The sequence below is a fragment of the Sphingomonas sp. 3P27F8 genome, from assembly GCF_005502745.1.
Classification (GTDB): domain Bacteria; phylum Pseudomonadota; class Alphaproteobacteria; order Sphingomonadales; family Sphingomonadaceae; genus Sphingomonas.
In genome coordinates, this window is record NZ_SCNL01000003.1 from 97,159 (window position 1) to 112,175 (window position 15,017).

The 15,017-nt window shown below is 65.2% G+C and carries 10 protein-coding genes; 9 read left to right on the plus strand and 1 reads right to left on the minus strand.

Annotated features, from left to right (window positions below; all coding sequences use genetic code 11):
- The first annotated feature begins 27 nt into the window (after nucleotides 1–27).
- Nucleotides 28–1,320 carry a HAMP domain-containing sensor histidine kinase gene (locus tag FFS35_RS05170; RefSeq protein ID WP_249341463.1) on the plus strand — a complete coding sequence of 431 codons (1,293 nt, stop codon included), beginning with the start codon at nucleotides 28–30 and terminating at the stop codon, nucleotides 1,318–1,320.
- A gap of 22 nt (nucleotides 1,321–1,342) precedes the next feature.
- Here FFS35_RS05170 and FFS35_RS05175 read toward each other — a convergent pair whose 3' ends face one another.
- Nucleotides 1,343–1,822: a peroxiredoxin gene (locus FFS35_RS05175; RefSeq protein WP_137786068.1), complete on the minus strand. Its 480-nt coding sequence runs from the start codon at nucleotides 1,820–1,822 to the stop codon at nucleotides 1,343–1,345.
- Nucleotides 1,823–1,929: 107 nt separating this feature from the next.
- Between FFS35_RS05175 and FFS35_RS05180 the strand changes: the two genes are divergently transcribed.
- The 8 genes from FFS35_RS05180 to addA all read left to right on the plus strand — a co-directional run bounded on the left by FFS35_RS05180 (nucleotide 1,930) and on the right by addA (nucleotide 14,978).
- Entirely contained in the window at nucleotides 1,930–2,493 is a 564-nt protein-coding gene (locus FFS35_RS05180; RefSeq protein WP_137786069.1) for a YqgE/AlgH family protein, read from the plus strand.
- A gap of 131 nt (nucleotides 2,494–2,624) precedes the next feature.
- Complete coding sequence (gene ahcY / locus FFS35_RS05185) at nucleotides 2,625–4,046, plus strand: adenosylhomocysteinase (RefSeq protein ID WP_137786070.1); 1,422 nt, start codon at nucleotides 2,625–2,627, stop codon at nucleotides 4,044–4,046.
- A 112-nt stretch (nucleotides 4,047–4,158) separates the two neighbouring features.
- The gene (locus FFS35_RS05190; RefSeq protein WP_137786071.1) at nucleotides 4,159–6,498 is read left to right on the plus strand and encodes a PAS domain-containing sensor histidine kinase; all 2,340 of its coding nucleotides are present in this window, start codon (nucleotides 4,159–4,161) and stop codon (nucleotides 6,496–6,498) included.
- Nucleotides 6,495–6,941, plus strand: a complete 447-nt coding sequence (gene tsaE / locus FFS35_RS05195; RefSeq protein WP_171007517.1) for a tRNA (adenosine(37)-N6)-threonylcarbamoyltransferase complex ATPase subunit type 1 TsaE — start codon at nucleotides 6,495–6,497, stop codon at nucleotides 6,939–6,941. Before FFS35_RS05190 ends, tsaE begins: the two co-directional genes overlap by 4 nt.
- Complete coding sequence (locus FFS35_RS05200) at nucleotides 6,938–7,906, plus strand: phosphotransferase (protein WP_171007531.1); 969 nt, start codon at nucleotides 6,938–6,940, stop codon at nucleotides 7,904–7,906. Before tsaE ends, FFS35_RS05200 begins: the two co-directional genes overlap by 4 nt.
- Nucleotides 7,903–8,658: a nucleotidyltransferase family protein gene (locus FFS35_RS05205; protein WP_137786073.1), complete on the plus strand. Its 756-nt coding sequence runs from the start codon at nucleotides 7,903–7,905 to the stop codon at nucleotides 8,656–8,658. The genes FFS35_RS05200 and FFS35_RS05205 overlap by 4 nt, the downstream gene beginning before the upstream one ends.
- Entirely contained in the window at nucleotides 8,651–11,563 is a 2,913-nt protein-coding gene (addB, locus tag FFS35_RS05210) for a double-strand break repair protein AddB (protein ID WP_137786074.1), read from the plus strand. The genes FFS35_RS05205 and addB overlap by 8 nt, the downstream gene beginning before the upstream one ends.
- Nucleotides 11,553–14,978, plus strand: coding sequence for a double-strand break repair helicase AddA (gene addA, locus FFS35_RS05215; RefSeq protein WP_249341464.1), 3,426 nt, complete (start codon nucleotides 11,553–11,555; stop codon nucleotides 14,976–14,978). Before addB ends, addA begins: the two co-directional genes overlap by 11 nt.
- Nucleotides 14,979–15,017 lie beyond the last annotated feature (39 nt).

The window sequence follows — 15,017 nt, forward strand, 5'->3', positions numbered from 1 at the left end:
CTGCGCTTTGCTGCGCTCGTTTTTGGATTGCAGCTGGCAGGCGCGGCAATCACCGTCGGCACTGTGCGGGAGATCACGCGCGGACAGATAACGGCAGTCGCGGAACAGGGGGCGGAGCGGGTACGGCACGGGTTGCTGGCGGTTTACCGACGTGGCGGCTCCGCTGCGGTCGGGGCGGAGGTCGCTCGACTGATCCGTGCACGGGGGCCGCAACTCGTGCTGCTGCTGGTGGATCGAGACGGGCAGTTCCTGGCCGGCAACGTGGCTGACTGGCCGCCGACAGTCGCAGTCGATGGCAGCGCGACGACAATCGAGATATTCCGCATCGACCGCGATCTTTCCGAACGGATGCGCGTGATCGCGACGCGACTGCCCGATGGCAGCAGGTTGCTGGCGGGGCACGTCATCGAAAGCGAGTTGCGCTTCGCTCGCGCAATGGAGGAGGCGATGCTGCTGGCGATGGCGGTGGCGTTGATCTTCGCGGGGCTGGCGGGGGTGATTGCGGCGAGAATGATTGAGCGTCGGCTCGGACGCACAGTGGCGACGGCGAATGCCGTTGCGGCTGGTGATCTCGCCCGGCGTGTGCCGCTCGGGGGCGGCAACGATGCATTCGAAGCACTGGCCGAAGCGATCAACGCGATGCTTGACCGGATCGCCGCGCTTGTCGGCGAACTAAAAGTGGCGACCGATGGACTCGCGCACGATCTGCGCGCGCCGCTCACCCGGTTGCGTGTCACGCTTGAACGCGCGCTCGCCGCGGCACCGGATGAAGCTGGCCGAGTCACGATCCTGCGTGCGATGGAAGAGGGGGATCGGTTGCTCGCCATGCTTGATACCGCGCTGCGCATCACCCGCGCGGAAGCTGGGTTAGGTCGCGAGGCGTTCGCGAAAGTAGAGATTGGGGCGATGCTGGCGGACGTCGCCGAGATGTTCGGCCCGCTGGCGGAAGATCGCGGAATGAGCATTACGGTCGATTCATTCGCGCCGATCACGGTCAATGCCAATCGTGAGATGCTCGCGCAGGCGGTCGTGAACCTTGTCGACAACGCGCTGAAATATGGCGCAGGTACGATCTTGCTAACTGCGGTAAAGGGTGCGCGCGAGGCAACCATCGCGGTCGCCGATGACGGCAGAGGTATTCCGGCGGAAGCGCGCGAGGATGCGCTGAAACGATTCGGTCGCCTGGACGCGGCACGTCAGGTGGGAGGCGCGGGGTTGGGCTTGTCGCTTGTCGCGGCGGTTGCCCATCTCCACGGCGGTAGTCTGACCCTGGGAGACAATCACCCTGGCCTTCTCGCGAGCATGACGATCGCGATCTAGCCAGGGCGTGATATTTTTCGGATCAGAGATTTTCGAGCAGATGCTCGGCGCTGCTCACCTTGAATTCGCCGGGTGCCTCGACGTTTAGCTGCTCGACCACGCCATCGTTGACGACCATCGAATAACGCTGGCTGCGGGTGCCGAGGCCAAATTTGGAACCGTCCATGGTGAGGCCGATCGCCTGCGCGAAATCGCCGTTGCCATCCGCCAGCATGGTTATGTCGGCGGCGTCGCTGGATTTTGCCCAGGCCCCCAGCACAAACGGATCGTTGACCGACGTGCACACGATTTCGTCGATGCCCTTGCTCTTGATCTGCTCTTCGTTGTCGACGAAGCCGGGAAGGTGCTTGGCCGAGCAAGTCGGCGTGAAAGCGCCGGGCACCGCGAAAAGTGCTACGCGCCGACCTTTGAAATATTCCTCGCTATCTACCGCTTCCGGTCCATTCGCGGTTGCCTTGACCAAAGTGGTCTTGGGAAGCTTGTCGCCGATGCTGATCGTCATCTGGGAATCTCCTGTCGCCGCGCGCATGCGGTCGGGCGCTACGTCGCAAGGGCGTGCGTGATTTTCAAGCGTGGTCTGTCCGACACGCGATCGCTATGTTGTTTTGAATGGAGTCCGCGACCTTTCTTTCGGGCCAGCTTTTGCTCGCGATGCCCGGTATCGGCGATCCGCGCTTCCACCAATCGGTGATCGCGATCTGCGCACACGATGGCGATGGGGCGATGGGGATCGATATTGGCACCGCAATAGACGGGCTGAGGCTCCACGAAGTCCTGCGACAGCTTGAAATCGACCCGGGCGAAGCACCCGACGTTGCCGTGCATTGCGGCGGTCCGGTTGAAGTGCGGCGCGGATTCGTTCTTCACAGTCGCGATTGGAGCGGTGCGGATACTATTGACGTTGCGGGTCGCTGGGCGCTGTCGAGCACGCTCGACGCCTTGCGGTCGATCGCTGACGGATGCGGACCGACGCATTGGTTGGTGGCGCTGGGTTACACAGGCTGGGGGCCCGGGCAGCTCGATGGCGAGATGACGCGCCATGGCTGGCTTAACGTTGACGCGCCTGACGAGGCAATCCTGTTTGACATGCCGCTTGATCGGCGATGGTCGGACGGCTTCGAGCGGACGGGGATCGATCCCCGGCTGCTCGCGAATGCCAGTGGGCACGCCTAGTCAAAGTAGCTCAGCGAGCGGACATAAAGATATCTTTATATTTGCATCGGGGCGCCGCGGCGGGTAATGGCGCCGCAATGCCGGCCGGCGTAATGCGCCTTGGCCGACCCAATTTTTCGGAGACTTCCGCCGTGGCCACCGTGCTCGATCGCCCGACCAACGATTATGTCATTAAGGACATTGCTCTCGCAGATTTCGGCCGCAAGGAAATCGAGATCGCCGAAACCGAAATGCCGGGCCTGATGGCGCTGCGCGAGGAGTTCGGCGCGTCGCAACCGCTCAAGGGCGCGCGTATCACCGGCTCGCTGCACATGACGATCCAGACCGCCGTGCTGATCGAGACGCTGACTGCGCTTGGTGCTGACGTACGCTGGGCCACCTGCAATATCTTTTCAACGCAGGATCACGCCGCCGCCGCGATCGCGGCGACCGGCGTGCCGGTATTCGCCGTGAAGGGTGAGAGCCTCGCCGAATATTGGGACTATGTCGGCTCGATCTTCAACTGGGGCGCCGATACCGATGGCACGACCGCCAACATCATCCTCGACGATGGCGGCGATGCGACGATGTTCGCCCTTTGGGGCGCGAAGCTCGAGGCCGGTCATTCGCTGGGCGACCCGGAGAATGACGAGGAAGTGGAGTTCCAGCGCGCGTTGAAGGCTTTCGTGGCGAAATATCCGGGCTACCTTACCGAGACCGTCAAGAACCTGAAGGGCGTTTCCGAGGAAACGACCACCGGCGTCCACCGGCTCTACGAGATCGCCAAGAAGGGCGAACTGCCGTTTCCGGCGATCAACGTGAACGATTCGGTTACCAAGTCGAAGTTCGACAATCTTTACGGCTGCAAGGAATCGCTCGTCGATGCGATCCGTCGCGCCACTGATGTGATGCTCGCGGGCAAGGTCGCCTGCGTCGCCGGTTTTGGCGATGTCGGCAAGGGCTCGGCGCAGTCGCTGCGCAATGGCGGCGCTCGGGTGTTGGTGACAGAGGTCGATCCGATCTGTGCGTTACAGGCGGCCATGGAAGGCTTCGAAGTGGTGACGATGGAGGAAGCGGTGACGCGCGCCGATATCTTCTGCACCGCGACCGGAAACGCCGATGTCATCACTGCAGATCACATGAAGGCGATGAAGCCGATGGCGATCGTTTGCAACATCGGCCACTTCGACAGCGAGATACAGATTGCGGCGCTCAGCAACTATGAGTGGACCGAAGTGAAGCCGGGCACCGATCTGGTGAAGTTCCCGGATGGCAAGCAGATCATCGTGCTGGCCAAGGGGCGTCTGGTGAATCTCGGTTGCGCCACAGGCCACCCGTCTTTCGTAATGTCTTCGTCTTTCACCAACCAGACGCTGGCGCAGATCGAGCTCTGGACCAAGGGTGAAAACTACCAGAATCAGGTCTATGTCCTGCCGAAGCATCTCGACGAGAAGGTAGCGGCACTTCATCTGGAAAAGCTTGGCGTGAAGCTTAGCAAGCTTAGCCAGAAGCAGGCGGACTATATCGGCGTTAAGGTCGAAGGGCCGTTCAAGCCCGATCACTACCGCTATTGATCGATAATGACGCACGAAACGAAGGGGGTCGCGACGCGGCCCCCTTTTTTCATGGAGCAACTCTGCTTATCACCGCTCGCATGACGATCCACCACGGGCGGGTGCGCCTGGCATGATCGAGATCTCGACCGCCGCCGCGCTTGCCGGCGGGGTGATCGTCGCGCTGTTGCTGATGGCAGGGATTTGGCTGCTGTTCACGGGGCTGAGCGCCGCAGCACGCGCGCGCGCCTCGGTTGGAGCTAACGACCGGTATGAGGCGCTGCTGGCCGCCGCGCCGGCCTCGCCGATGCTTGCCTATGCCGACGGCAGGATCGAAATGAACCGGACAGTGGCCGGCTGGCTTGGCGCGGAGGGCTTGCCAACGCGAATTGACGAGCTGGCGGGCGTCATCCCATCGGATACAATCGACGCGCTCAAGAACGATATCCTCGCCGCGCACCGATCCGGCCGCGGTTTCGCGCGTACGGTCACGCCAGCGGGTTCGTCACGCACGCTGATGTGGCGCGGCGAACGCGGACCGCGCCAGCTGGGTGCCGCCGTGGTCATCTGGGTGTTCGACGCTAGCGATAGCCAGCGGGAGATTGCCCGGCTTACCGAGCAGAAGGGCGAATTGCTCAACGCGTTCGAGGCGCTGACAGGTCTAATCGAAACGGCGCCGTTGCCGATGTGGTATCGTGGGCCGGACCTGAAACTGGCGATGGCAAATTCCGCCTATGTGGCGGCGGTCGAGGCACGCGACGCGGCCGATGTGGTGGCGCGCGGGGTCGAACTTGTCGAGGGTTCCGGGCAGGGCGGTCCACTTGGCGGAGCGGTCGCGGCGCGAGAGCAGGGGCGCCCGCAGGAACGGGTGCTTCCTGCGACCATCGCGGGCGAGCGCCGCTCACTCAGGCTTCATGATATTCCGCTCCCGGCGGGCGGAGTGGCCGGGTACGCGATCGATATCGAGGATCTCGAACAGGCGCATGCGCGCGAGCGGCGTTTCGCCGAGGCGCAGCGCGCGCTGCTCGATCGGCTCTCTGCCGGCGTGGCGCAATTCGGCCGCGACCGAGCGCTCACCTTCTGCAACCAGCCGTTCCGTCGCATGTTCGCGATGCGCAGCGAATGGCTGGCGGATCGCCCCGAATTCGATCGGGTGCTCGAACGCATGCGCGAGGCGAACCGCGTACCGGAGATGCGCGATTTTCCCGGCTGGAAGATCGAGCGGCGCGACTGGTTCACCCAGGCGAACAGCGCATTCGAGGAAACCTGGCTGCTGCCCGATGGCGCGCATATCCGCGTTCTGGCACAGCCGCTGCCCGACGGTGGCCTGTTGTTGATCTTCGAGGATCGAACGGAACAGGTGCAGCTGGCCTCCGCCCGCGATACACTGCTTCGCGTTCGCACCGCGACGTTCGACAATCTGTTCGAGGCGCTCGGCGTGTTTGCCTCTGATGGCAAATTGCAGCTTTGGAACAATCGCTTTCGCGCGCTCTGGGGATTGGAGGAGGAATTTCTCAGCGGTCATCCGCGTGTCGATGCGGTGGCGGAAAAGGTTGCACCGAAGCTCGCCAACCCGTCGCGCGCGAAGTTCATCAACGAACTGGTTCGCGCTGCCACGGTCGAGCGGCAGATGCGCAGCGGGCGCGTCGATCTCGCGGATGGCAGGCATTTCGAGTTTGCCGCTGTCCCGCTGCCGGATGGCAATGCGCTGTTCACCATGCTCGACATCACCGACAGCCGCCGCATCGAGCAGGCGCTGCGCGAGCGCACCGAAGCGCTGGAGAATGCGGACCGGATCAAGACGGCGTTCGTCGCCAGCATGAGTTACGAATTGCGCACGCCGCTTACCTCGATCAGCGGCTTCGCGGAGATGCTGCACGGGGGATATGCCGGCAAGCTGACCAAGCAGGCCGACGCCTATGTCGAGGCGATCCTCGAATCGGTCGAGCGGCTGGGCATCATGATCGACGATGTTCTTGATCTGACGCAGGCCGTCGGCGAGGGCGAGGGGCTGGATCGCGACGATGTTGATCTCGCCGCGGTCGCGCGTGCGGCGGCCGATCGGGTGGCGGCGCAGGCCAAGCGCGTCAAGATCGATTATGTAGTCGAAATCAGTCATTCCGTCGGCCGCATCACCGGCGATGCCCGTCGGATCCGCGAGGTCGTGGAGCATCTGCTGCGTCACGCGATAGATGCGGCGGGCGAGGGCGGGCGCGTCCTGCTCCATGCGGATGGCAATGCCAGGACAGCGAGGATCGTCATATCGGATGACGGGGCTGGTATGGACGCGGAGACTGTCGCTCATGCTTTCGATCGATTTGCGCGCCCCGGCATCGCCACAGGTGGCGAGCGCGCACTCGACCTGGGCTTGCCGCTAGCCAAGCAGTTCGTCGAGGCGCATCGCGGGACGATCTCGCTGGTCAGCGAGCCGGGTGAGGGCACGCTTGTAACGGTTGAGCTGCCGAGGCGATGATTCGGCTGGCCGATCCGCAGGAGACGGAGGCCTTGGGCGCTTCGCTCGCGGCGACGCTTTTGCCCGGCGATGTCATCATGCTCGACGGGCCGCTGGGTGCCGGCAAGACGAGTATCGCGCGCGGACTGCTCGCGGCGCTGGGCCTGAAGGGCGAGGCGCCTTCACCGAGCTTTGCGATCGTTCAGCCTTATGCGCCGCCGGAGGTGCGTGTGCCGGTGCTGCATGTCGATCTTTATCGCATCGACGATCCGCGCGAACTGGACGAACTGGGGCTGGACGAGGCGCGCCATGATTCGGCGCTGGTGATCGAATGGCCCGAACGCGCCGGGCCGGCGGTTTGGCCCGATGCTTTACGGTTGCGCCTGGAGATTTTGTCTGACGGTTCGCGCGGGTTGACTTGGCATGCGCCCCCGGCTTGGGAAGGACGATGGCGACCGATATGATTCCACCTCCCGCCGCCGCTGCCTTCCTCGCCGCGAACGGCTGGGCGGGGGCGGAAATCACGCCGCTGGCGGGAGACGCGTCCTTTCGCCGCTATTTCCGGGTGCGCAATGCCGATCGATGCGGGGTGTTGATGGATGCTCCGCCGCCGCACGAAGATCCGCGCCCGTTTATCTCGATCGCGAGATGGCTGGCGGACCGTGGCTTTGCCGCGCCTGCCATCCATGCAGCCGACGAGGCCGCCGGGCTGGTGTTGATCGAGGATTTTGGCGACGATCGGATGCGCGAGGCCATCGAGACAGATCCGGGTTCGGCGGTGCGCCTTTACAGCGCGGCAATCGACGTGCTCGTCGCATTGAGACGGCATGAGGCGATGGCAGGGCTGCGGCCATATGACCTTGCCGAACTGCAACGCGAAGCTGCCCTGCTGGTCGAATGGTATTGTCCCGCCATAGGGCTAGACGTCGATGAGGACGCGTATCGCGCAGCATGGTACGAGGTGCTGCCACTTGCGCTTGCGCAGCGCCCGGTGACGGTATTGCGTGACTACCACGTGGAGAATCTGATGCTGATCTCCGAAGGATTGGGGCTGCTCGACTTTCAGGACGCGCTGGCGGGGCACCCGGCTTACGATCTCGTCTCCCTGCTTCAGGATGCTCGGCGCGACGTGGAGCCGTCAATAGAAGAAGCCATGCTCGCGCGATATCGGACGGCGGCGGGCGAGGGCGATGCTTTCCTGGATGCGTATCACGTGCTCGGTGCACAGCGGAATGCCAAGATCATCGGCATTTTCACTCGGCTATGGAAGCGAGACGGGAAGCCCCGGTATCCCTCGCTATGTCCGCGCGTCTGGGCCTATCTCGAGCGCGACCTTTCCTACCCTGCGCTCGCGCCTGTCGCGGCGTGGTTCGATGCCAACATACCGCCGGAACTGCGCGGTGATCCGATGGTGCTGTCAGCGCGATGACACGACCCAAAGCGATCCGGCCTGACCCGGGCGGCAACGTGCCGAAGACCGCGATGGTAATGGCTGCCGGGCTCGGCAAGCGCATGCGCCCGCTGACAGCGACACGCCCGAAGCCTCTGGTCGAAGTCGCGGGCAAGGCGCTCATCGACCATGTCTTCGATCGTCTGAAGGCGGCTGGCGTGGAGCGCGCAGTCGTCAATGCCCATTATCTCGCCGACGCGCTGGAAGCGCATTTGCGCAACCGCGTGTCGGGAATCGAGATCGTCATTTCCGACGAGCGGGATCAACTCATGGAAACCGGCGGCGGGCTGGTGAAGGCGCGTGCGTTGCTGGGAGACGAGCCCTTCCTTTACGTCAATAGCGATAATCTGTGGGTCGATGGGCCGAGCGATGCGATCCGCCTGCTCGCGGCGCGATGGGACGATGCGGCGATGGATGCGCTGTTGCTGATGATCCCCTATGCCAACGCACACAATCATCGCGGGCAGGGGGATTTCCGCCTTGCCGCCGATGGCCGGATCACCGGACGGCGCGGGCGCGCGCCGGTTGCGCCATTCGTATGGACCGGGGTCCAGATCATGCATCCCCGCCTTATCGCCGATTGGCCGGAAGGGCCGTTCTCGACCAACCTGTTCTGGGATCGCGCGATTGCGGCGGGCCGTGCCTATGGCATGGTGCATCAGGGCATGTGGTTCGATGTCGGTACGCCAACCGCGATCGGGCGGACCGAGGCATTGCTTGCGGATGGCTGAGGGGCGGAGGCCGTCGCTCTATACAATTCCGGCGCACCGGGCCTTTTCGGACGCGCTCGTTGCCGGGCTGATGCGTCGACACGGCCGAGAGCCGCTCGATCTGGCGCGTGGGCTGGTGCTGGTGCCCAACAACCGTGCGAAGGTCGCGGTTACGGAGGCATTCGTGCGGGCCGCGGGCGGCGGACTTGTGCTGCCCCGGCTTGTGGCGATCGGGGCGGACGATCTGGGTGAAGCGATCGGCGCGGCGCTCGATCCGGGCGACGATGCCGCGCCGGTTCCGCCGGCGATCACTCCGCTTGCACGACGCATGATACTGGCGCGGCTGGTGCAGGAGGAGCGACCAGATCTCGGCGCGGCCGAAGCTGTGCGGCTGTCAGGGGATCTGGCGCGCACGCTGGATCAACTCATCATAGAAGAAGTGCCGCCTTCCCGACTTGCGGAACTGGATCTTGGACCGGAGCTTTCGGCGCATTGGCAACGGGCGTTGGCGGCGTTCCGGGTGGTGCTGGATCGGTGGCCGGGCGAGCTGGCAAAGCTGGGGCGCATCGATCTTGCGGAGCGACGGGCGCGGTTGCTGGATCGTCTCGGGGCACGGTGGCGGTCCGTGCCGCCGCCCGGCTTCGTCTGTGCGGCCGGCGTAAACGATTCCGCTCCCTCCGTCGCGCAACTGCTGCGTCATATCGCGGATTTGCCGCGCGGAATGGTGGTGCTTGCGAATGTCGATACCGCCATGCCCGATGAGGAGTGGGACGCGATCGGCCCGCATGGCGATGATGATGGGCGGCGCGCGATCGAGGTTCATCCGCAATACCATCTGAAGCTGTTGCTCGAGCGGATCGGCGTGGGCCGTGCCGAGGTTTCGATCTGGCGTGAAGGCAGCGAATATGATGCCGCCTCCTCACGCTCGCGAGCGATTGCGAATGCGCTGGCGCCGGCAGATTTTACGGGGAAATGGACGCAATTGACGTTGGCCGAGCGGCGGTTGACGGGTGTGCGCGCGGCCGAATTCGCGACGCCATCGGGAGAGGCGCAGGCCATCGCTCTGGCGCTGCGGGGGGCATTGGAAACGCCGGGGCGCACGGCTGCTCTCGTCACCCCCGATCGCGCGCTGGCGCGGCGGGTCGCAGCGCATTGCCGGCGCTGGAAAATCGATATTTTCGACACCGCCGGCCAGCCGCTGTCGGTTCTGCCGCCCGGTACCCTGCTGAGTGCGATTGCCGAGGCGGCGGCGCAGGATTTCGCGCCGCTGGCCTTGCTGACCCTGCTCAAGCATCCGCTGGTACGGGCGGGCGCGGAGCGGATCGAATGGCTTGAGGGAGTGCGGAGGCTGGATCGCGCGCTGCGAGGCCCAAGGCCAGCACCTGGGCTAGCCGGGATCGATGCGCAGATTAGCGACGATCAATGGTGGAGCAACGCTCGGCGGCTGCTGGAGCCGATTGCGGCGGCGCTTGGGCACGATGGGCAATCGCTGGCGCAGCGCGTCGCAGGGCTTCGCGATGCGGCTAATGCGCTGGCGGGAGATGAGGCATGGCGCGGGCCGGCTGGTCGGGCGGCGGCGGATTTGCTCGCAGCACTGGAGACGGAAGCGGATACAGGACCGCGCAGCGTCTCACGGGATGATTTTGTGCCGCTCATCCGCCTGCTCATGGACGAGGTGGCCGTGCGTCCCGCTCAGGGCGGCCACCCGCGTGTCGCGATCTACGGCCTGATCGAGGCCCGGCTCCAGACGGCCGACCTGATGATCCTCGGCGGTTTGAACGAGGGCGTCTGGCCAGGCATTCCCGCGCCCGATCCATGGCTTGCACCGCGCATCCGTGCGATGCTTGGCCTGCCGGGGCTGGAGCGGCGGATCGGCGTTGCCGCGCATGACTTCGGCCAGGGCCTGGGAGCACCCGAGGTGTTGCTGACGCGCGCGCGGCGGGACAGTCGCTCGCCGACGCTCGCCTCGCGCTTCTGGCTCCGGCTTGAGGCGATGGCAGGCAAGGATTTTGCACGCGCGCATGATCTCGAACATTGGGCGGAGGCGCTGGATCGGCCGACCGCCTATCGACCGGTGATCCGTCCCGCGCCTTCGCCGGCAAAGGCCATGCGGCCGCGCCAGATATCGGTCACCCAGGTCGATCGCCTGAAAGCCGATCCCTTCGCGTTCTACGCGCAGCGCATTCTGCGGCTCTCGTCGCTCGATCCGGTCGATGCCGATCCCACCGCCGCGTGGCGCGGCACCGCCGTGCACGACGTTCTCGAGAAATGGGCGCGCGAGGATGATTGTGCGATCGAGAAACTGCGCCCGCGCGCGCTGGCGATGCTCGATAGTCCGGCGGCGCATCCGCTGCTCCGCGCCTTGTGGCAACCCAGGTTGATCGCTGCGATCGACTGGATCGCAAACCGCCTGAATCAGCAGCGGGCGGAGGGCCGCATGGTGCTGCGTGTCGAGGAAAAGGGAGCAACCGAGATCGCGGGCGTGACCCTGTCGGGCAAATTCGACCGGATCGATCGTGCGGCCGACGGCAGCCTGGTGATCGTCGACTACAAAACCGGCAAAGCGCCGTCGCCCGCGGCGGTCAAGGCCGGCTTCTCGATGCAGCTAGGCCTGCTCGGCGCCATTGCGGAAGCGGACGGGTTCGCGGGCATCACAGGGACTGCGGGCGGCTTCGAATATTGGTCGCTCGCCAAATATCGCGATGAATTCGGCCAGGTCACTTCACCGGCCGATCCCGCGGGCAAGAACAATCGGATCGTGACGGGCGAGTTCGTCGCGGAGGCCCGCGCGGCCTTTGCAGAAGCCGCGGCGCGCTGGCTGACCGGGGACGAGCCGTTTATTGCCAAACTGCACCCCGAATACGCGCCCTATGCAGATTACGATCAGTTGATGCGCCGCGACGAATGGTATGGTCGTGACCGCTGAGGTGCTTACGCCGCTGCCCCCGTTGCGGGGCGAGCAGCGCACCGCGAGCCGCCCGGATAGCCACGTGTGGCTCTCAGCCTCCGCCGGCACCGGCAAGACCCAGGTGCTCGCCGCGCGGGTATTTCGTCTGCTGCTGCGGGGCGTATCGCCGGGCGCAATCCTGTGCCTGACCTTCACGAAAGCCGGAGCGGCGGAGATGTCGGGTCGTGTCAGCCAGCGGCTCGCCGCCTGGGTGCGCGCGCCGGATACCGCGCTAGCCAAGGATCTGATCGCGCTCGGCGAGGATCCGACACCGGAGCGCATCGCGCTCGCCCGCACCTTGTTTGCCAAGGTGCTCGATGCGCCGGGTGGTGGCCTGCGAATCCAGACCATCCACGGTTTCTGCCAGGGCCTGCTCGCAGCCTTTCCGGCGGAGGCCGGGTTGATTCCGGGTTTTCGCCCGATCGAGCCGCGCGAGGAAACGTTATTGATGCGGCAGGCGCTCGGCGATTTGCTGGTCGATGCGGAACGTGAGGGGCGAAATAAGCCGGCGACTGTGATCGGCGCACTTTCGGTTCGACTGGGCGAGGAGAAAGCCGAGGCGTTCCTGCGCGATTGCGCGCGCGCCGGGCGCGTGCTGGAAGCGCTGCCAAGCGGGATTGGCGCATATGTAAGGCGGGCGCTGGATTTGCCCGAGGGCGATATCGAAGCAACCATTCGCGAGGCCTGTGCAGATCACATCGTCGATCGCCCCGCGCTCACCGAGATTGCGACGCTCAATCGGGAGTGGGGGACGAAGAACGGCATCGCGCGGGCCGATGCGATCGCGAACTGGTTGGCGGCGGACGCCGGGCATCGCGCCATTACTCTTGAAACCCTGCACGCGGTCTGGGCGAAGTCGGACGGCGACCCACGCTCATTCGGGAAAGGCCAGGCTCCACAACAGGCGGCCTATCCCGATCTCGCCATCGGGCTGTACGAGCATGTCGCCGGGTTGCTCTCGCTGCGCGTGCGCGGGGCCTTTTCGGATCTTCTTGCGGACGCACTGGCGGTGGGGCGCGAATATGCACGTGCCTATGCGTCCGCGAAGCGTCGGGCCGGAGCAGTCGATTTTGATGATCTGATCGCAGCAACGGTCGATCTGCTCGATCAGCCAGGGATCGGCGATTGGGTACGGTTCAAGCTGGACCAGATCACCGAGCACGTCCTGATCGACGAGGCGCAGGATACCAACGCCAGCCAATGGCGGATCGTGCGCGCGCTGGTGGACGAATATTTCGTTGGGCGCGGGGTGCATGCGCCCTCGACGCGCACGCTCTTCACGGTGGGGGATCACAAACAGGCGATCTTTGGCTTTCAGGGCACCGATCCGATCAACTTCATGGCCGCGGAACAGTATTTCGCCCAGCGCGCATCGGAGGTGACTGGCGATGCTTTCATGCCGGCTGACGAGCGCGGGTTGCCGTTCGAGAAGCTGTCGCTGGTGGCGTCTTTCCGTTCGACCCGGCCGGTGCTGGAATTCGTGGATGCGGCGATCGGGCTCCTCGGACACGGCGCGCTCGGCATGGCGGGGGAGATACCTTCCCATTCAAGTGAGGTGCCCGGGCCGGGCTTCGTCGAATTGTGGCCGCCGATCTGCTCCGGGCCGGGCGAGAATGACGACGGTGAAGAGCAATGGATCGACGATGCCGTGCGCGAAAATGCCGCGCGCATCGCCCGTCAGGTCAAGGCGTGGCTCGACGACGGCCTGATGCTGGAGAGCAAGGGCCGCCCGATCCGGCCGGAGGATATCATGATCCTCGTGAAAAGGCGGGGAGAACTTGCGCAACTGCTCGTTGCGCGCCTTTACACCGAGGGAGTGCCCGTTGCCGGCGTCGATCGGCTACGGCTGAACGCGCCGCTTGCTGTCCAGGATCTGCTCGCCACCATCCGCTTCGTGCTGCAACCGGAGGACGACCTGAGCCTGGCTAGCCTGCTGGTCTCGCCGCTGATCGGCTGGACCCAGGAGGAGTTGCTCGAACGCGCCATCCCGCGCAAGGGCAGCTTGTGGCGGCACCTTTCCGCGCATCACCGAGATCGGCTGGCGCCGCTCGATGCGATGCTGGCGCGCGCGGATTTCACCACGCCCTATCAATTTCTCGAGGAAATCCTATCCGGCCCGCTCGACGGGCGCCGCCGGCTGCTCGAGCGGCTCGGCGAGGAAGCGCGCGACCCGATCGAGGAACTGCTTTCGGCAGCGCTCGATTTCGAAACCAGTTCAACGCCCTCGCTGCAACGCTTTCTCGACTGGTTCGATCGCGGCGAGGTGGAGATCGTTCGCGATGCCGCTCAACCGCGTGACGCCGTCCGCGTGATGACGGCCCATGGCGCAAAGGGGCTTCAGGCGCCGCTAGTGATCCTCGCGGATGCCACCGCCGACCCGGACGCGGCGCTGCGATCGGCGCTGATGTGGAAGCCGCCCGGGCTGGCGGAGCCGCTTCCAGTATTCCGTCCGCGCAAGGAGGAACGCGCCGGCACGATCGATCACGAAGTCATCGCCGCCGATGAACGCGAACGGCAGGAGCATTGGCGGCTGTTCTATGTCGCGGCGACGCGCGCGGAAGAGCGGTTGGTGATCGCTGGTTCGCTCAGCGCCAAATGGCAGGGCGTGCCGCCGCCCGAGAGCTGGTATGGCGTTGCCGCCGGCACCTTCGACGCGCTGGGTGTGCCCACAGGCGATTATCGCAGCTTCTCCGGCACGACCCCGCCAACAGTGGCCAGGCCCAGGGTCGGCGCGCGGGCGGAAAAGCCAGAGCCTGCGGCATTGCCCGATTGGGCTCGCCAGCCCGCCCCGCAGGAGCAGCGGCCGCCGCGCCCGCTCGCGCCTTCATCGCTTGGCGAGGACGAGGTTGCCGATCCGCCGCCCACACCGGCGATGCGACTGGCAGCGGAACGCGGGCGGCTGATGCATGCGCTGTTCGAGCGGTTGCCAGCGGTGGCGCCCGCCGAACGCACCGCCGCCGCGAGCCGCTGGCTTGAGCAAATAGGCCAGGTGGCCGATGCCAACGAACGCGCATCGATCATCGAGGCGGCCCGGCGCGTGATCGAGAACCCGGTCAATGCAGCGATGTTCGGCCCGGATTCTTTGGCCGAAGCGCCGATCAGCGCAGTGCTCGAGGACGGGATCGTGGTGGCGGGAACGGTCGATCGGCTGCTAATCAACGACCATCTTGTCCGCATCGTCGATTTCAAGGCCGGCCGCCAGATTCCCCGCGATCTGGGCGATGTGCCGACGTATCACCTGCGGCAGATGGGGGCCTATGCCGCCGCCCTGGCCGTGATCTTTCCCGGCCGCGTGATCGAGGTCGCCCTGCTTTACACCAATGGCCCGACGCTGCTGCCGATCCCCGACGATCTGCTCGCGCAGCACAAGCCCCGCTATCGGCGCACGGAGTAAAGCTAGCAGGCTCCCGGTTGAGTGCGGACGCGTCGCGCC

Excerpts from the sequence above, each read along its gene's own strand:
- FFS35_RS05175 (WP_137786068.1), bottom strand. The coding sequence starts at position 1,822 with ATGACGATCAGCATCGGCGACAAGCTTCCCAAGACCACTTTGGTCAAG.
- FFS35_RS05180 (WP_137786069.1), top strand. The coding sequence starts at position 1,930 with ATGGAGTCCGCGACCTTTCTTTCGGGCCAGCTTTTGCTCGCGATGCCC.
- FFS35_RS05190 (WP_137786071.1), top strand. The coding sequence starts at position 4,159 with ATGATCGAGATCTCGACCGCCGCCGCGCTTGCCGGCGGGGTGATCGTC.
- tsaE (WP_171007517.1), top strand. The coding sequence starts at position 6,495 with ATGATTCGGCTGGCCGATCCGCAGGAGACGGAGGCCTTGGGCGCTTCG.
- FFS35_RS05200 (WP_171007531.1), top strand. The coding sequence starts at position 6,938 with ATGATTCCACCTCCCGCCGCCGCTGCCTTCCTCGCCGCGAACGGCTGG.
- FFS35_RS05205 (WP_137786073.1), top strand. The coding sequence starts at position 7,903 with ATGACACGACCCAAAGCGATCCGGCCTGACCCGGGCGGCAACGTGCCG.
- addB (WP_137786074.1), top strand. The coding sequence starts at position 8,651 with ATGGCTGAGGGGCGGAGGCCGTCGCTCTATACAATTCCGGCGCACCGG.